At 39.9% G+C, this 16,761-nt stretch carries 19 protein-coding genes; 13 read left to right on the forward strand and 6 right to left on the reverse strand.

Features of this window, described 5'->3' with window-relative positions; translation table 11 throughout:
- Positions 1-5: 5 nt before the first annotated feature.
- From hisC to QUE03_RS11940, 9 genes are all read left to right on the forward strand, one after another.
- Entirely contained in the window at positions 6-1,181 is a 1,176-nt protein-coding gene (gene hisC / locus QUE03_RS11900) for a histidinol-phosphate transaminase (RefSeq protein WP_286261708.1), read from the forward strand.
- 4 nt (positions 1,182-1,185) lie between these two features.
- Entirely contained in the window at positions 1,186-2,265 is a 1,080-nt protein-coding gene (gene hisB, locus QUE03_RS11905) for a bifunctional histidinol-phosphatase/imidazoleglycerol-phosphate dehydratase HisB (RefSeq protein WP_286261710.1), read from the forward strand.
- A 15-nt stretch (positions 2,266-2,280) separates the two neighbouring features.
- Complete coding sequence (gene hisH, locus QUE03_RS11910) at positions 2,281-2,934, forward strand: imidazole glycerol phosphate synthase subunit HisH (protein WP_286261713.1); 654 nt, start codon at positions 2,281-2,283, stop codon at positions 2,932-2,934.
- Between the two features lie 3 nt (positions 2,935-2,937).
- A complete protein-coding gene (gene hisA, locus QUE03_RS11915; RefSeq protein WP_286261715.1) occupies positions 2,938-3,711 on the forward strand; it encodes a 1-(5-phosphoribosyl)-5-[(5-phosphoribosylamino)methylideneamino]imidazole-4-carboxamide isomerase in 774 nt (257 codons plus the stop codon).
- Complete coding sequence (hisF, locus tag QUE03_RS11920) at positions 3,705-4,481, forward strand: imidazole glycerol phosphate synthase subunit HisF (protein WP_286261717.1); 777 nt, start codon at positions 3,705-3,707, stop codon at positions 4,479-4,481. The genes hisA and hisF overlap by 7 nt, the downstream gene beginning before the upstream one ends.
- Before the next feature lie 59 nt (positions 4,482-4,540).
- Positions 4,541-5,161, forward strand: a complete 621-nt coding sequence (gene hisIE / locus QUE03_RS11925; RefSeq protein ID WP_286261720.1) for a bifunctional phosphoribosyl-AMP cyclohydrolase/phosphoribosyl-ATP diphosphatase HisIE — start codon at positions 4,541-4,543, stop codon at positions 5,159-5,161.
- Positions 5,162-5,251: 90 nt separating this feature from the next.
- Positions 5,252-6,100 (forward strand): hypothetical protein, encoded by an 849-nt coding sequence (locus QUE03_RS11930; protein ID WP_286261722.1) that lies wholly within the window; start codon positions 5,252-5,254, stop codon positions 6,098-6,100.
- Between the two features lie 112 nt (positions 6,101-6,212).
- Positions 6,213-6,518, forward strand: a complete 306-nt coding sequence (locus QUE03_RS11935) for a DUF6559 family protein (RefSeq protein ID WP_286261724.1) — start codon at positions 6,213-6,215, stop codon at positions 6,516-6,518.
- Positions 6,519-6,600: 82 nt separating this feature from the next.
- The gene (locus QUE03_RS11940; protein ID WP_286261725.1) at positions 6,601-7,056 is read left to right on the forward strand and encodes a GNAT family N-acetyltransferase; all 456 of its coding nucleotides are present in this window, start codon (positions 6,601-6,603) and stop codon (positions 7,054-7,056) included.
- Positions 7,057-7,104: 48 nt separating this feature from the next.
- On the opposite strand, the gene QUE03_RS11945 is transcribed toward QUE03_RS11940, so the two are convergent.
- Both QUE03_RS11945 and QUE03_RS11950 read right to left on the reverse strand, forming a co-directional pair.
- A complete protein-coding gene (locus QUE03_RS11945) occupies positions 7,105-7,497 on the reverse strand; it encodes an MAPEG family protein (protein WP_286261727.1) in 393 nt (130 codons plus the stop codon).
- 99 nt (positions 7,498-7,596) lie between these two features.
- Entirely contained in the window at positions 7,597-8,421 is an 825-nt protein-coding gene (locus QUE03_RS11950) for an AraC family transcriptional regulator (RefSeq protein WP_286261729.1), read from the reverse strand.
- 113 nt (positions 8,422-8,534) lie between these two features.
- On the opposite strand from QUE03_RS11950, the gene QUE03_RS11955 reads away from it, so the two are divergent.
- The 4 genes from QUE03_RS11955 (at position 8,535) to QUE03_RS11970 (ending at position 11,191) form a co-directional block, all read left to right on the forward strand.
- Positions 8,535-9,020, forward strand: a complete 486-nt coding sequence (locus QUE03_RS11955; protein ID WP_286261731.1) for a YHS domain-containing (seleno)protein — start codon at positions 8,535-8,537, stop codon at positions 9,018-9,020.
- Positions 9,021-9,206: 186 nt separating this feature from the next.
- Positions 9,207-9,509, forward strand: coding sequence for a BufA1 family periplasmic bufferin-type metallophore (locus QUE03_RS11960; RefSeq protein ID WP_286261733.1), 303 nt, complete (start codon positions 9,207-9,209; stop codon positions 9,507-9,509).
- Positions 9,510-9,539: 30 nt separating this feature from the next.
- Positions 9,540-10,445 (forward strand): MbnB/TglH/ChrH family RiPP precursor modification enzyme, encoded by a 906-nt coding sequence (locus tag QUE03_RS11965; RefSeq protein WP_286261736.1) that lies wholly within the window; start codon positions 9,540-9,542, stop codon positions 10,443-10,445.
- On the forward strand, positions 10,436-11,191 hold the full coding sequence (locus QUE03_RS11970; protein ID WP_286261739.1) for an HvfC/BufC family peptide modification chaperone: 756 nt from the start codon (positions 10,436-10,438) through the stop codon (positions 11,189-11,191). Before QUE03_RS11965 ends, QUE03_RS11970 begins: the two co-directional genes overlap by 10 nt.
- Positions 11,192-11,866: 675 nt before the next feature.
- Here the strand turns inward: QUE03_RS11970 and adk are convergent.
- From adk to recR, 4 genes are all read right to left on the reverse strand, one after another.
- Positions 11,867-12,511: an adenylate kinase gene (gene adk / locus QUE03_RS11975; protein WP_286261741.1), complete on the reverse strand. Its 645-nt coding sequence runs from the start codon at positions 12,509-12,511 to the stop codon at positions 11,867-11,869.
- A 322-nt stretch (positions 12,512-12,833) separates the two neighbouring features.
- On the reverse strand, positions 12,834-14,795 hold the full coding sequence (gene htpG / locus QUE03_RS11980) for a molecular chaperone HtpG (RefSeq protein WP_286261743.1): 1,962 nt from the start codon (positions 14,793-14,795) through the stop codon (positions 12,834-12,836).
- Between the two features lie 334 nt (positions 14,796-15,129).
- Positions 15,130-15,588: a hypothetical protein gene (locus tag QUE03_RS11985; RefSeq protein WP_286261745.1), complete on the reverse strand. Its 459-nt coding sequence runs from the start codon at positions 15,586-15,588 to the stop codon at positions 15,130-15,132.
- A gap of 485 nt (positions 15,589-16,073) precedes the next feature.
- Positions 16,074-16,679 (reverse strand): recombination mediator RecR, encoded by a 606-nt coding sequence (recR, locus tag QUE03_RS11990; protein WP_286261747.1) that lies wholly within the window; start codon positions 16,677-16,679, stop codon positions 16,074-16,076.
- Positions 16,680-16,761: the final 82 nt, after the last annotated feature.

A 16,761-nucleotide genomic window follows, 5' to 3' on the forward strand; every position in this document is an offset into this window, starting at 1 on the left:
TGATAATGACAACGACTACCAACATAAAACAATCGCTGATCAACAAACTTGCTCGTGAAGAGTTAATTGACATGATCCCATATCAATCTGCACGTAGGCTACAAAAGACGGATAATACAGTTACAGGTCAAACTAACAACTTCAACAGAAAAATTTGGCTTAATGCCAACGAAGCACCCGGCGACGGTAATTATCAATTATCTGCAGAGTGTATTAACCGTTACCCAGACTTTCAACCTGAGAACTTGTTGAAAGCCTACAGCGACTATTGCAAGTTGCCTGTTGAGTATATTCTGGCCACTCGAGGCGCAGATGAAGGGATTGAGTTGATCATTCGTACCTTTTGTAAGGCCTATCAAGACAGTATTCTGATTTGTCCGCCAACTTATGGCATGTACGCGATCAGCGCAGAAAATCACGGCGCGGGGATTGTTAAAGTTCCACTTGTCGACAAGATATTAGATATTGAAGAGATTATTGCCCAAAAAGGCACAGCCAAAGTGATCTTTTTATGCTCACCGGGCAACCCAACAGGTAATTTACTGCCGCAGACCCAAATTAAAGCCGTACTGGACGAGTTTGTCGATGACGCCATTGTAGTCGTCGATGAAGCATATATTGAGTTTTGCTCAGAAAATACAGTTACCTCATGGTTAGCAAGATATCCTAACCTCATAGTCTTACGTACACTATCTAAAGCATTTGCTTTAGCTGGCCTTCGTTGCGGCTTTGCTTTAGCCTCGCCTGAAATCATCACCATGTTATCTAAAGTTATTGCACCTTACCCAATTTCAGCACCTGTTGCACAAATTGCGAGCCAAGCGTTAGCGAGTAATAATTTAAGTCAGATGACAGCCAGAGTGTCAGAGACCAATGCTTTAAAACAACTTTTTGTCGAGTGGCTTGAGCAACAAGCGTGGTGTAACGAGGTCTATCCAAGCGACGCCAATTTCGTTCTGTTTAACACGCCTTATAAAGCGCTGTTATTTAATGGCTTAAAGCAACAAAACATACTCATTCGCGATCAGTCAAAACAATTAAGCTTAGTAAACTGCTTACGTGTCAGTATTGGCAGTAAACAAGAGCTCGATAGCGCAATGAAAGCAATAAACGACATTATCAATGATAACCAAGCAAGTGAGTCGTTAAATAATAACGCTTCAGCAAACCAAGGATCTTAATTTCATGTCAACACAAAATATTTTATTCATCGACAGAGACGGAACATTAATCGAGGAGCCAGTGTCTGATAAGCAAGTCGACAGTTTGGAGAAGCTGGTGTTTGAGCCAAACGTCATCCCGGTTTTATTAAAACTACAAAATGCAGGGTATCGCTTAGTTATGGTCTCAAATCAAGACGGTTTAGGCACCAGTAGCTATCCCCAAGCTGACTTCGATCTTCCACACGATAAAATGATGGAAATGTTCTCCTCTCAAGGAATAAAATTTGATGATGTCTTACTTTGCCCCCACTTTGATGAAGATAACTGCAGTTGCCGTAAACCCAAACTCGGCTTGGTCAGCGACTACCTACAACAAGGCAAAGTGAACTTTGCTAATTCTTTTGTCATTGGCGATCGTGAAACCGATATCCAATTGGCTAAAAATATGGCGATAAAGGGAATTAAGTATGATCGTCAAACATTAAATTGGCTAACGATAGCCGAGCAATTACTGACAAAACCCAGAACAGCCTCTGTCACCCGCACCACTAAAGAAACTGATATCACTATTGCAGTAAATCTTGACGCAAGTAGCGCCAGTCAAGGGGCCACAATCAACACTGGCCTTGGTTTTTTTGATCACATGCTAGAGCAAATTTCTACACACGGCGGGTTTTCACTTAATTGTGAAGTTTCGGGCGATTACCATATTGATGAACACCACAGTGTGGAGGATACAGCATTAGCACTAGGACAAGCACTTAAAACCGCTTTAGGTGATAAAAGAGGCATAGGACGATTTGGTTTTGTTCTTCCCATGGATGAATGTCGCGCTGAATGTGCCATCGATTTATCTGGTAGACCTTGGCTAGAGTTTGATGCCAATTTTACTGATGATAGAGTCGGCACGATGTCAACGCAAATGGTATCGCATTTCTTCCGCTCGTTAGCTGATAGCATGGCAATTACATTGCACTTATCAACATCAACAGGTAATTGCCATCACCAAGTTGAAAGTCTGTTTAAAGTATTCGGCCGTGCGCTACGCCAAGCGATTGAAGTCAAAGGTGACGCTATGCCCAGTTCAAAAGGCACGTTGTAAAGGAGCTATGGAATAATGTCGACTGAAAAACAGACAACGTTAAGTACACAAGAATGCAACAATGAAATTGTCATCATAGATACTGGCTGTGCCAATTTATCATCAGTACGCTTTGCCATTAAACGTTTGGGTTTTGATGCAATCATTACAGATGATGTCAAAATCATTAACAATGCAGATAAAGTAATTTTACCCGGCGTAGGTAATGCTAAACACGCCATGAAAAATATCAAAGAAAAACAATTGGTTGATTGCATAAAAAACTTAACTCAGCCGGTTTTAGGCTTTTGTCTTGGTATGCAACTGATGACTCAAGCTTCTTATGAAAGCACTGTGGGCGAACATCGCGAAAAAATCGACTGCCTTAACGTAATTCCTACTGAAATTAAGCCACTTGACGCAAAATCAAATAGGTTGCCTCATATGGGTTGGAACACCTTAACCTCAGTGATTGACCACCCTATTTTTGCAGGTATTAACGCCGGTGATTATTTCTATTTCGTCCATAGTTTTGCCGCGCCACTTAGCCAGTATACGGGAGCTACGTGCGAGTATGGTAGCGAATTTTCCGCCGCAATTGTTAAAGACAACTTTATTGGCTGTCAATTTCACCCAGAGCGCTCTGGAGAAAATGGTAGCAAGATTATTAAAAATTTTTTGGAGATGTAAACCATGATGATCCCAGCAATAGACTTAATTGACGGTCAAGTGGTTAGGCTATACCAAGGTGACTACCAGCAAAAAACCAATTATGAGTATACGGCTAAAGAGCGACAAGATTTATACGCCTCTACAGGTGCGACTGTTATGCATTTTGTCGACCTTGATGGCGCGAAAGACAGCAATAGACGCCAACTTAGTTTGCTAAAAACTTTGGTCAATCACCCAAGCATGATCATCCAAGTTGGCGGCGGCGTGCGATGTAAAGAGGACGTTCAGCAGCTACTTGATTTAGGCGCAAATCGCATTGTCATCGGCTCATTAGCGATTAAACAACCCGAGTTAATCAGAGAATGGATAGTCGAATTTGGTGGAGAGAAAATTGTCCTCGCGCTAGATGTAAAAATTGATACGAACGGGAATAAAACCCTGCCAACACATGGCTGGATAAAAGACAGTGGCGTAAATTTAGAAAATTTACTGGATGATTACATCGCTGCTGGCCTAATTCATGTGTTATGTACTGACATCAGTAAAGACGGCACGTTGCAAGGCAGCAATGTCCAACTTTATCGTGAGCTTTGTCAGCAATATCCGACAATAAAATGGCAAGCATCCGGCGGTATCGGCTCGTTAGATGATATCAAAGCTTTACTGCCAACCGGTGTTGACGGCGTGATATTAGGACGTTCATTACTCGAAGGAAAATTCACTTTAGAACAAGCAATCGCGTGCTGGCCTAAAACTGAAAATAACCGAGCAACAGCTGGAGAGAGTTCATGTTAGCCAAGCGCATCATTCCTTGTTTAGACGTTAAAGATGGCAAAGTCGTTAAAGGGGTAAAGTTTAGAAATCATGAACTCATTGGTGACATCGTTCCTTTGGCGCAAAAATATGCCCAAGCAGGCGCTGATGAACTCGTCTTTTACGATATTACCGCCAGCGCTGATGGGCGGGTTGTAGACAAAAGCTGGGTCAGCCGAATTGCCGAAGTCATTGATATCCCATTTTGTGTCGCGGGCGGGATTAAGTCAGAGCAAGACGCTAAAGATATATTAATGATGGGGGCGGATAAAATCAGCATTAATTCACCCGCTCTGCAAGATCCTTCACTTATCGAGCGCCTTGCCGATCATTTTGGCGTTCAATGTGTTGTGGTTGGTATAGACAGCTATTTTGATCAAGACACCCAACAATATCAGGTCTATCAATTTACTGGTGATGAAAGCCGTACGCAAAAAACGTCATGGCAAACCTTCGATTGGATTCAAGAAGTCCAAAAACGTGGTGCTGGAGAAATTGTCCTAAATTGTATGAACCAAGACGGTGTGCGCAGTGGCTATGATCTAGTGCAGTTAGAACAAGCACGTTCGATTTGCCATATTCCACTTATCGCCTCAGGCGGTGCAGGAGAAATTTGCCACTTTGAAGATGTTTTTAAAAAAGCTGATGTCGACGGTGCCCTAGCGGCTAGTGTTTTTCACAAAGGTGTTATCGATATCATCGACTTAAAAAATCAACTAAAAAACAATCATATCGCTATGCGTCTGAAATAAGCATTAACGCGAATAGGCATTAAACTTCGTGCTTATACGCCCAATAAACAGGTTTAAGAATGATAGTTACATTGGAAAATCTAAATGACCTTGCATGGTCAAAAATGGATAATTTAATCCCCGCGATTGTACAAGATGAAGCCACAGGCGCCGTATTGATGCAAGGCTACATGAACCAAGCAGCACTTAAGGCTACTTTATCATGTACAAAAGCGACATTTTTTAGTCGCTCAAAACAGCGATTATGGCAAAAAGGCGAGACATCAGGAAATACTTTAAACGTTAAACAAGTATTAACCGATTGCGACCAAGACAGTCTGCTCATTTCAGCCATACCACAAGGCCCAGCATGTCATTTAGGCACAGAGTCATGCTTTCCCGAGCAATTGCTTAGTCAACAAAATTTTCTCTCGTATTTAGAACGTTACATTGAGCAGCGTAAAAACGATCCGATCGATGAAAGCTATACCGCAAGACTGCTTGCTAGAGGCACGACAAAAGTCGCACAAAAAGTCGGTGAAGAAGGCGTTGAGGTTGCGCTGGCTGCTGTTGCTGAAACCAAAGATGATTTGCTCGGCGAATGTGCTGACTTGTTTTACCACACCCTAGTCCTGTTACAGGATAAAAACGTGAGGCTTAACGAAGTCATGGAAGTACTTGTTAAACGTCACAAAAAATAAGAAACAAGAAATAAGGATCAGTTATAAAGTTGAGTTTTTCTAATAGCAGATCCTATACTCAAATTATTGTGGTCTAATTGGCCTAGATAAATGCGAACTTATGTTTTTGTATTTTTATATTGTCTTAGTATTTCATCAAGCAAAGCCGATGATATTCTGATTTATATCCGTGATGATGTTTACGTGGATTACCAAGAGTTTATTGACGGTAGAAATGTTATCAATATTGATAATTTTTCAGGCCACACTATACGACGCGACGTTGTCGACATGATCATTGCTCAACAAGCATTAGCATTAGGAGGTTTTACCCATTCTTTTAAATACATTCCCGGTAAAGTCAATTTTAGAAATACCAAATTATTAGAACGCGGTAAGTTACTGATTAGCTTCGACTCATACTGGCTTTCAGATGCCAATGCTCTATCTAAGCATTTGTATATTTCTTCTCCGGTGATTAAAAAGGGAGAGTATATTGCTGGCATCTACACAAGTACAAACAACACAGCTGTATTGGCCATCAGTGAACTAAATGATCTGAAACAGTTTACAGCGGTTTCTACACCTAAGTGGCGCACTGATTGGCAAACCCTATCGGAATTGCCTTTTAAAAAACTCATTAGAGAAGACGAATGGTTAAGTATGGCAAGGATGGTTGATATGCAGTGGATTGATTTAATGCTAATGCCGTTTCATTCAAGTGAAGATCAAACTTTTACATTGGATAACATTCACCTTGTGCCGGTCGAAGGTGTTGCGATTGAACTTAAAGACAGTCGCCATTTCGTGATAAGTAAACATCATCCACATGGACTTCAAGCGTTTAAAGCAATAAATGCTGGTTTAGCCCTCATGCGCCAACGTGGTGCTATTAAGAAAGCCTATACCCAAGCAGGATTTTTTATTGACCATAAGCAAATGAATATACTCAATCATTAAGGCTAATTCAAAGGCGCAGCAACGAAAAATCATTGCACCAGTTAAGATAAGGTGTATAATTTTTCGCCTGCATTTGGATAAAATGCAATTATGACTAGCTAAGGATGAGGCGATGTTTAAATATTGGTCACTGAAAAAGTACGGCACTAAACTGTTACCCTTACTAGAAAAACGTTACGGTAAACAGCATTTTTACTCCCGTCATCAAATTAGAGCAACTATTTATCAAGGCGACTTTGAGCCGCAATTTTTGCCGCTCGGCTATTTGTTATTTCTAAAGTCATCAGAGTTAAATAATGTCCTTGTCAGCGAATTTCCTGGGCTCGACATACAACAATTTAGAACAGAAATTCTTGAGTATTTAGACAATAAACAATACCAAGGATACCTAGAAAAACTATATCAACACGCCAGCTAATTTTACGTTCCAATATTATTGAGTTATCCATGGCTTCATGATTGAATAGGCGCTATTAAACCAGCAGTCAAAAAGAGTATTTATGAAGTGGATAACCAAGTCATTTAAAGAGCTAACCACAGATGAATTGTACGATTTCCTTAAACTTCGTATCGATGTATTTGTTGTTGAGCAAACCTGCTATTACCCTGATTTAGATGATCTAGATCGCCACCCTGAGACATTGCATCTCTTCGGTTACAACGAAGGTGATGGAAAGATGCATGCTTACCTGAGAGTTTTACCCAAAGGAACTACTTACAAAAATCATATCAGTATTGGAAGAGTGCTGATAGCGAATGCGGCACGTGGTAGCGGCTTAGGACATGAATTAATTAAACTAGGTATTAATGCTTGTAATGAACATTTTAACACGTCTAGCATTAAAATTTCGGCACAAGAGCATTTAGCAAAGCTTTATCAACAACACGGTTTTAAGCAAGTGACAGAAATGTATTTAGAAGATGGCATCCCACATATTGGCATGTTAAAAGCTTAATAAAAGTAGAGCGTGGTTGGTATTTACACGCTCCTTATTTTTCGAAAGTTAACTGATAAAATTAATAATTAGTGTCACACTAACTCCAACCATAACTGCTTGCGTTGCCAATGTACCTGCTGCACGTTGAACAGAGGTTCCTTTGCTTTGAGACAAGCCTATCGCATGCAATACACGGCCAACGAATAATAAAGCGCCAACAACATGCAACCACATTTCACTACCACCATTAACTTCAAAGGCTGCCATTAAAACCAGCGCTAAAGGTAGGTACTCTGCAAAGTTTGCATGTACTCTGATTGCTTTTGAAAGCTCACTGTCACCACCATCGCCAATACCAATTTTTTTACTAAACCTCAGTCGGATCACTTTCATAGATAAAACCATAAAAAGTAAGGCGATTAAGCCCGCATAAAAGCCAGTGATAGTTAAACTAACCATATATTTTCCTTATTATTTTTAATTTGTATTGAAGTTACTAGAATTCTATAAAAATAGAAAAGGTTAAAAGTGATAGATTTTGTTAGGATATGACATCGCCTACTCATTCATTCTTTTTAACCATGCTTTAGGTGACAATTGGCATTTTTTCTGGAACGCTCTGCTTAGCGTAGACGGACTGTCATAACCGACAGATTGAGCAACAAGGCTGACAGGCTTTCCGTCGAGCAACAATTTTTGTGCCACACTCACTCGCCAATCAGTTAAGTAGTCATTTGGGGTTTTATCTATAACGTTCTTAAACAAAGCGGCAAATTTTGCCCTCGACATAAGTGCAATATCTGCCATTTCATCTAGTGTCCAAGAATGTCCTGGCTCTTCCTGAATCGCTTGAAGAACTTTACTCAGTTGGCCATGCGCCATTCCTGCCAGCAAGCCCTTTTGCATTTTGTTCTGTTCAATCAGGTGACGAAGCATAGAAACGATGAAAACCTCCATCAAGCGATCCATGATCGCTTGATGTCCCTGTTTAGCTGACGTTGACTCTGACAATACCCAATTTAGGTTTTGCAATAACTGCGGAGCTCTTGCTAATGGTAAAACAAGCACATCAGGCAAAGCTTGTGTAACAGGGTTAATATTGCCAATACCATATTGTAATGTAGCGCAAACCAGCTCTGCATCGTCGTCAGCACCAGCCATTAGGCGGTGCGACTGAGGCCGAGGAATGAAAATAATACTAGGCTCTGTTAACACTCTATCCCCTATCGATAGTCCGGTGACCTTCAAGCGTCCAGATTTAAGCACATGAATATGCCCTTCAATTGCATTTTGTTCAAACGAAGACAGACCGCACAACTTTCCGGTATAAAACACACCAGCTTGTATCGAAAATTTGGAAATTATTTGTGAAAGTTGATCCATATTGCACTTTTTAGACGAATTGCACGAAATCTAAGACGATATTAGCCCGAAGCCAATCAACGAGTCATTAAAATTCTCATCGTACTTACATTCACAAAGAAAGAGAACTGACGATGACGACAAGAAACTCAATATTCAAAACGCTATTAGCTACATCTTTACTTGTACTATCAAGCATTTCTTTTGCTGCAAATATCGATATGAACGCTGATGAAAACGATCTAGCAATAAAAGGCTATGATCCAGTGGCGTATTTCACTGTCGGCAAGCCCATTCAAGGCATGGCTAAATATACTGCAACATATAAAGGCGCAATTTATCGCTTTAATACAGCCCAAAACAGAGACACATTTAAAAGCTCACCGCAAAAATACGCACCACAATACGGTGGCTACTGTGCCTTTGGTGTTGCCATGGACAAGAAATTCGATACAGACCCAACAGCTTGGAAAATTATTGCAGACAAACTTTATTTGAATCTAAACAAGGACGTGCAAAATAAATGGAAACAAGATACGCAAAAATACCTAGCGATGTCTGAGCAAAATTGGCTAACAATTAAAGACAAAACACCACAACAACTGTTAGATGTAGAGTAACCCAATATACCTAGCAATCAATTATTTAGTAAAATAAAAGAGCGATTATGCATAATTCAAATATTTTTCTAACTTTAGTTTAGTGAAATTAATCTAAGAAGATCAGGTCTTTTATTGAGCAAACATTTATCGAGTATTGAGCAATTGTTGCTTGATTTAATAAATAGTAGTTTAGGAGTTTTACCTATGAAACATAATTTAGCTTTATCTGCCGCATTATTCGCTGCCGTTTCAATCGGCGCTATTGATACTGCGCAGGCAGGAGAAAACAACAGAAAAAGAGCAGCAAAAGAGCGTTGCTACGGCATCACGCCAGCAGGACAAAATGATTGTGGCAACTTAGCAGGTACCCATTCATGTGCAGGCCAATCAACCGTTGATAATGATATCGGCGAGTGGCGTTTAGTGAACAAGGGGAGCTGTGAAAGCCTTGGCGGTATGCTGCGTAAAGAAGCAAAAGCTAAATTCAAAGCGACAACAAAAGTCTAAGCATTATCAGTAATTCAGGAAAATATAGTGATGTCATTGCAAACTGTAACAAGTTGTCTTGATCAAGACGACAGCTCCAATACCAAGCTTCCTCTCATTGGTGTTGGGCTAAGGCATCAGCATTACAATGACGCACTGTCTTTTCCTGCTGATATTGATTTTGTTGAAATACATGCCGAGAATTTTTTTGCAGAAGGCGGGATTAGTCAAGCCCTACTATGTGACATTCAGCAGCAATATGACATCAGCCTGCATGCTACAAGTTTAGGCTTAGGGTCAGTGCAAGCTATTCCCAGTGAGCACATCAGTAAGTTTAGTCAACTAGTCAAACAATTGAACCCGCTACTCATTTCTGATCATGCGAGTTTTTCTTGGGGACAACTGGGCGACATTCAAGTACACGCAGGGGATTTACTACCGGTTCCTTTCAATGAAGAAAGTTTAGCTGTGATGTCAAAGAATATAGACACGATTCAGCGCACTCTGGGGCGTACAATTTTAGTCGAAAATTTGTCTGCATACATCATGCCCGCAGGCTCTACTATGTCTGAAACTGAGTTTCTAGTTCGTTTATGTGAGAATACAGACTGTCAATTGCTGGTCGATTTAAATAACCTCATGGTTAACGCTGTAAATCAGCAAGATCACGAACCACTAATGCAAGCCACCACGTGGTTAAATTCAATTCCGAAGCATATTGTTGGTGAAATACATTTAGCTGGCTGTAGCTCAGTAAATCAAGGAGAATTGGTCATTGATGATCATAGCCAACCTGTATCAGATGATGTTTGGACTTTGTTTCATTCAGCAATCATTAGGTTTGGGCCAATCCCCACATTAATTGAATGGGATTTAGATTTACCAAACTGGACAACCTTGGTTGCTGAGGCCGAAAAAGCAAAGACAATTGCATCAAAGGTATTAGTATGTCGTTAATTAATTTTCAACAAACCTTGTTAGCAGACATTTTTAATACTTCAGCACAATCTTCATATGATGAAAAAGGGTTAGCAATTTATCAAAACAACCTTCATGCCAATGCGCTACGGGCGCTAGGGATTACATATCCAACGGTAAAAATTGTTTTAGAGGATAATTTCGCTGTCGCCAGCGCAAAGTATTTGGCACAGCATTACAAAACAAATGCCGACTGGGGAGAATGGGGAGAAAAATTACCCGATTTTCTTAGCCAGCAAGCCTTGCTGGAGTCACTTCCCTACTTAGCTGATGTTGCGCAGTTAGATTTAATGATACATCGCTGTGCACGAGCTAAAGATGAACTTGTCGATTTGCAAAGCTTAGGTAAATTGGAACAAAAAGATGCAAGTGAGTTATTTTTCAAGCTAAACAGCGGTTTTGCAATATATCGTTCTAGCTACCCAGTGTTAGAAATAAAAGATTATTTTGCCAATAATGTTACCTTTGAACAGCAAGCGTTTGAGCAATTACTACGAGCCGCTTTCGAGAAAATGGATGAAGATGGACTTTTTATCGCGGTGTATCGGGCAGAATATGACGTAAGATCGGTCTATATATCAAAAGCAGAGTACCAATGGTACATATCACTACTAAACAACACAGATTTAGCAACGGCGATGGATAGGGTCAGCCACACAGATTTCAATTTGAGTGCTTGGCTACCTAGAGCAGTTCAAGAACACGTAATCATCGGCGTTGGTTGACTATTCTGATAGCCATTGCCGCTAATTAACAACCAAAAGTACACATCAAATGAAACCAAAACACTGATATCCAATATATAAGACCGCGTCTTGTATAAGCTTTGTTAGTGCCTTATTTTCATAGAAGTATTAATGAACACACTGGTCCAGATTAGACATTTACACAATCCATTTTTTGAAATACTCCCCCGCTCAATTTCGCTGGTGCTGTTAAGCGCTCAGCTTTACATAGGCTGGATATTTTTCAAAGCAGGTCTAACAAAAGTAAAAGACTGGGATTAAACCTTGTTTTTATTCGAATATGAATATCAAGTCCCGTTGCTCTCTTTCGAATTAGCCACTCAACTCGCTACCGTCGCAGACTTAATTTTACCTGTATTATTATGTATAAGCCTATTAACTCTTCTGTCAGCACTTGGGCTAAGCATACTTAACATAGCTGCAGTAATATGCTGATATCGCCCTAGCAGCTTTTGACCTACATATTGTTTTGGGGATCGTATTACTCGCTAACGTACCGGTGGCTAGTGACCATTTCTCTGTTGATAGGAAGCTGTCATTAAAATAATACAAAGTAAAATTCGACGATTGAAAAATCGCGATAGTAGCAATCAATTTATAGTAGGCACAAAAAAAGCCCAGTGATTGGGCTTTTTATTTCAGCTTTGTAAAAACTTACGATAATTCAGCTGATAATTTTTCGCTTACTTGCTCAACCGGTTGCGTACCATCAATGGTGATGTACTTGCAGTTACCTGCTTGTGCGTCCGTTTGATAAAAATCAACAAGTGGCTTAGTTTGCTCGTGATAAATTGCTAAACGTTTACGAACCGTTGCTTCTTCATCATCTGGGCGGATAGATAAATCTTCACCTGTTTCATCATCTTTACCCTCCACTTTAGGTGGATTATAAACAAGATGATAAACACGGCCTGAGCCAGAGTGAACTCGACGACCTGCCATACGTTCTACAATGACTTCATCAGGTACATCAAATTCAATCACGTTGTCTACGTCAATACTATTTTCCTTCATCGCATCGGCTTGAGGAATAGTACGAGGGAAACCATCGAGTAAGAACCCACCTTTACAATCGTCTTGAGCGATACGCTCTTTGACAAGTCCAATAATGAGTTCATCAGAGACTAGCTGACCAGCATCCATGACTTCCTTGGCTTTTTTACCGAGTTCCGTTCCAGCTTTTATAGCAGCGCGAAGCATGTCACCAGTAGAAATTTGTGGAATGCCAAATTTGGCCATTAAGAATTGTGCTTGAGTGCCTTTACCAGCACCAGGAGCCCCTAACAAAATAATGCGCATAAAGAGATGCCTATACGGTTGTGAAGGTTGATAAAAAAGAAAGACACTATACAAGTTCACTTGTTACCAAACAAGTAACAATTCGCACGTTACAACAAAAAAAGCGCTTAAAACCCTTGTTTTTAGACTAATGTCTAATTAAAGACACAGAACTGGTTGCCCAGAAATATACAATTAAATATTTTTTGACCAGTTTTTCTCTAACCTGTTGAGGTAAACCACACATGTTATTTTGACTTGGCGAGTGACAACCCGTTTAGCTGGATAACTTAGTTTTAAAAAAGGCGCCAAACGGCGCCTTCTAAGAAAAATGAATTACATCTTACTTGGTTAACGATAACATTAACTTATTCAATCGAGCCACAAATGAAGCCGGATCTTTTAAGCTACCACGTTCCGCTAATGTTGCCTGTTCAAATAACACATCAACCCATTGATTGAACAACGTATCGTCTTGCTCATCTGATACATGCTTAACAAGCTCATGCTCTGCATTGATTTCAAAAATCGGTGCTGTCTCTGGTACTTCTTGTCCCATTGACGCCATTAATTTTTGCATTTGCGTGCTCATGTCATCTTCAGCTGTGGTGATCACTGCCGGAGAGTCTGTAAGGCGATTAGATATTTTCACCTCTTTAACTTTTTCACCTAATGCTTCTTTCATGCGCTTAGTCACAGAGTCGAACTCTTGCTCAAGTTTTTCTTGCGCTTCTTTAGTTTCTTTATCTTCTAAATCACCAAGATCAAGACCACCACGAGCAACAGATTGTAATTGCTTTTCACCAAACTCGGTTAAGTGACTGACCAACCATTCATCAATACGATCGGAAAGTAATAACACTTCAATGCCTTTCTTACGGAAAACTTCTAAGTGAGGGCTGTTTTTAGCCGCTTCGAAGCTATCTGCAACAACATAATAAATCTTGTCTTGGCCTTCTTTCATGCGCTCAATGTATTCAGTTAATGATACATTTTGCACTGGAGAGTCTTCATTGGTTGAAGCAAAGCGTAATAGTTTACCAATCGCTTCCTTGTTTGACATGTCTTCAGCCGGGCCTTCTTTTAACACCTGACCAAATTCATTCCAGAATATTTGGTATTGCTCTTTGTCTTTGTTGCCTAGCTTTTCAAGCATTTTCAGCACACGTTTTGTACAGCCCTTACGAATGGCTTGTGTGATTTTATTGTCTTGCAAAATTTCACGAGAAACGTTTAACGGTAAATCATTTGAGTCCAATAAACCTTTCACAAAACGAAGGTAGGTTGGCATGAATTGCTCAGCATCATCCATGATAAATACACGTTGAACGTACAACTTTAAGCCATGCTGTTTTTCACGGTTATACATGTCAAATGGTGCTTTACTTGGAATATACAATAAGCTTGTGTATTCCGTTTTACCTTCTACCTTGTTGTGTTCCCACAACAATGGGTCACCAAAATCATGTGAAACATGCTTATAAAATTCTTTATATTCATCTTCAGAAATATCTGCTTTTTCACGAGTCCAAAGCGCTGTTGCTTTGTTTACTGCTTCCCAAGTTGCTGGCACAGCATCGCGTGCTTCAATCGCAGGTGTAGTGACATTACCTTCGTCATCTTTCACTTCTTCTACGGCTTCTACAGCAGGAATTTCTGGGGTTAACATTTCAACAGACACTGAAATGTGATCTGAGTATTTAGTGACAATTGATTTTAAACGCCAGTCATCAGCAAATTCATTTTCATCTTCTTTTAAGTGAAGAATAATATCGGTACCACGATTTGATTTCTCGATTTTAGCGGTAGTGAATTCACCTTCACCTTCACTTGACCATTCAACGCCTTCTGACGCGGAGACGCCAGCAGCACGAGAACGCACAGTCACTTTGTCCGCAACAATAAATGCAGAATAGAAACCTACACCAAATTGACCAATTAATTGTGAGTCAGATGCTTGATCACCAGATAACTTAGAGAAAAACTCCGCAGTACCTGATTTTGCAATCGTACCTAAGTGCTCAACGATTTGGTCATGTGTCATACCAATACCGTTATCAGAAATGGTTACCGTGTTGTTGTCCTTATCTGCACTAACACGTACTCTTAATTCGCCATCACCTTCATAAAGGTCAGCGTTTGATAAGGCTTTAAATCTTAATTTATCCGCAGCATCGGCAGCGTTAGAAACGAGTTCACGTAAAAAAATCTCTTTATTTGAATAAAGTGAGTGGATCATAAGTTGAAGTAATTGTTTTACTTCTGTTTGAAAGCCATGAACTTCTTTTTGACTTGTCTCAGACATCTGAAACGTCTCCTATATAAACGATAAACTAAATTGATTTGGCAAACTAGCGACTGCTAGTTTGCAAGTTAATTCAGATATGGGGATAGTGGTGTTGAATTCAAGAAAAAATTTAATGAAATGGATATTCAGGTGAAATGAGCCTTTATATCTATAGGGCTTTTTTGGTGAGGCTTAGCAACTTAATATACGTTCGCTGCTGCTCAAACCATTGTTGATTTAATCATTCTCTAAGCCTTAGTTATTCTTCTGCAAGAATCATAGCGTTGATACTAACCCCAAAAGCCTAAGGGCATCCCTAGGCTTTTCTCTATGTTGACTTTAAAAGTGTAACTTAACACCCATTGTTATCTGCCTGAGCAACAATACTGCGCGCATATCGAACAAAGTCATGATTGGCAAAATCCCGTACCGTCTTTATATTAAAAGCCTTTTCAAGGACTTTGGCATCAGCAACCGAAATCCCCATAATTGCAGAAACTGAAGCATCGGCAATTTCACTTAACGGTTTGTCTTCAAACGCTTTATCAACCATGTCGCCAAGATTAAACTCCGTATTACTCTCACCACTGCTTTCATCTTGCACCAAAAGCTCTAGAGGAATTGGGAAACCGGATCTTATCGATCGCGCCAAGACCAGTGCATCAGCAGAGGATGACATAAATAATGAATCTCTTACACATCTTGCTAAATCGAGGTCACAGTCTGCCGCACAGGCTATTTGATTTGCAGTGCCTGGTAGCCGTGAACACGCTCTCATACAATTTAACCAATTCTTAAAACAACTAGCCATGTCAATTCTCCTTTATCATTAGGATCTGCATCGAGTTATGTAGAATTAATTATTATTTTTCACTCTATATATTAGCTGATAGTTAGAATTTTTCCTTTAATAACGGGTCGGGTTAACGGCCTTAAAATAGGCGTTTCTGAATAGTGACTAACGACATTTATACGTCTGCTTATCAATAGCAAACACTATACAGTTAATAAAGTGGTAGAGTTTGTCCAGTTATAGGGGCTAACTTAATTGAGTATTCTTCACGATGATTAGAAAAAGAGTAATGCGCGAAAGAGCAATGCCTATTTACATCGACAACTAATGGTTGATGAAATTTAAGGGATGCAGCAAGTCAAAGGAGTGAATCCAAAAAGTCTGATTTTTTTTGGATAAGACGTGCTTAGGTACCCTGCTATCTCTATCTAATTTACTAACAGTTCTACCTTGCCCCCCAAGGATATTATTCTGTTACGCTCTAGTATACGATTGTAGTATGTTTAACTTAAATAATCTTTACGGCCTGAGAGCGCATGCGACAATGTATTACCATCAACAAACTCTAGCTCTCCACCGACTGGCACGCCATGGGCAATTCGAGAAATTTTCACACCAAGATCTTTACTCATTTCAGCAATAAAGTGTGCTGTCGCTTCACCTTCTACAGTAGGGTTTGTAGCTAAAATCACCTCTTTAATTTGCCCTTGTTTTAGTTCCGCAGCTAGCAAATCTAAACCTAAGTCGTCTGGACCTATGCCATCAATAGGCGATAAATGTCCCATTAAAATAAAATAGCGGCCAATAAATTCACCGGTTTGCTCTATGGCAATCACATCTGCTGGGCTTTCAACAACACACAAAAGTTCAGAAAGCTGACGCTTGGGGCTCAAACAAATATCGCATAAAGCTTGTTCAGTAAAGTTTCGACACTTTTGACAATGGCCTACATGTTCCATCGCTTGTGAGAGCTTTTCCGCAAGATTTTCCCCACCACGACGATTACGCTCTAATAAATGAAACGCCATGCGCTGTGCTGTTTTGGCGCCAACACCTGGTAAACACTTAAAAGACTCTATTAATTCTTGAACAAGGGGACTGAATTTCATTGACTTATCATTGAATAACTAAAAACGAAAAGAGTTTATCAATAACTTTGTAGAAAATGAATGATTTTAACTGCCCATAAAA

Origin of the sequence: Thalassotalea atypica (assembly GCF_030295975.1) — a bacterium.
GTDB lineage: Bacteria > Pseudomonadota > Gammaproteobacteria > Enterobacterales > Alteromonadaceae > Thalassotalea_F > Thalassotalea_F atypica.

Excerpts from the sequence above, each read along its gene's own strand:
- hisIE (WP_286261720.1), top strand. The coding sequence starts at position 4,541 with ATGATAGTTACATTGGAAAATCTAAATGACCTTGCATGGTCAAAAATG.
- QUE03_RS11985 (WP_286261745.1), bottom strand. The coding sequence starts at position 15,588 with ATGGCTAGTTGTTTTAAGAATTGGTTAAATTGTATGAGAGCGTGTTCA.
- htpG (WP_286261743.1), bottom strand. The coding sequence starts at position 14,795 with ATGTCTGAGACAAGTCAAAAAGAAGTTCATGGCTTTCAAACAGAAGTA.
- QUE03_RS11955 (WP_286261731.1), top strand. The coding sequence starts at position 8,535 with ATGACGACAAGAAACTCAATATTCAAAACGCTATTAGCTACATCTTTA.
- QUE03_RS11940 (WP_286261725.1), top strand. The coding sequence starts at position 6,601 with ATGAAGTGGATAACCAAGTCATTTAAAGAGCTAACCACAGATGAATTG.
- hisA (WP_286261715.1), top strand. The coding sequence starts at position 2,938 with ATGATGATCCCAGCAATAGACTTAATTGACGGTCAAGTGGTTAGGCTA.
- QUE03_RS11960 (WP_286261733.1), top strand. The coding sequence starts at position 9,207 with ATGAAACATAATTTAGCTTTATCTGCCGCATTATTCGCTGCCGTTTCA.
- QUE03_RS11970 (WP_286261739.1), top strand. The coding sequence starts at position 10,436 with ATGTCGTTAATTAATTTTCAACAAACCTTGTTAGCAGACATTTTTAAT.
- QUE03_RS11965 (WP_286261736.1), top strand. The coding sequence starts at position 9,540 with ATGTCATTGCAAACTGTAACAAGTTGTCTTGATCAAGACGACAGCTCC.
- QUE03_RS11935 (WP_286261724.1), top strand. The coding sequence starts at position 6,213 with ATGTTTAAATATTGGTCACTGAAAAAGTACGGCACTAAACTGTTACCC.
- QUE03_RS11950 (WP_286261729.1), bottom strand. The coding sequence starts at position 8,421 with ATGGATCAACTTTCACAAATAATTTCCAAATTTTCGATACAAGCTGGT.
- hisB (WP_286261710.1), top strand. The coding sequence starts at position 1,186 with ATGTCAACACAAAATATTTTATTCATCGACAGAGACGGAACATTAATC.
- QUE03_RS11930 (WP_286261722.1), top strand. The coding sequence starts at position 5,252 with ATGCGAACTTATGTTTTTGTATTTTTATATTGTCTTAGTATTTCATCA.
- adk (WP_286261741.1), bottom strand. The coding sequence starts at position 12,511 with ATGCGCATTATTTTGTTAGGGGCTCCTGGTGCTGGTAAAGGCACTCAA.
- hisC (WP_286261708.1), top strand. The coding sequence starts at position 6 with ATGACAACGACTACCAACATAAAACAATCGCTGATCAACAAACTTGCT.
- hisH (WP_286261713.1), top strand. The coding sequence starts at position 2,281 with ATGTCGACTGAAAAACAGACAACGTTAAGTACACAAGAATGCAACAAT.
- recR (WP_286261747.1), bottom strand. The coding sequence starts at position 16,679 with ATGAAATTCAGTCCCCTTGTTCAAGAATTAATAGAGTCTTTTAAGTGT.
- hisF (WP_286261717.1), top strand. The coding sequence starts at position 3,705 with ATGTTAGCCAAGCGCATCATTCCTTGTTTAGACGTTAAAGATGGCAAA.
- QUE03_RS11945 (WP_286261727.1), bottom strand. The coding sequence starts at position 7,497 with ATGGTTAGTTTAACTATCACTGGCTTTTATGCGGGCTTAATCGCCTTA.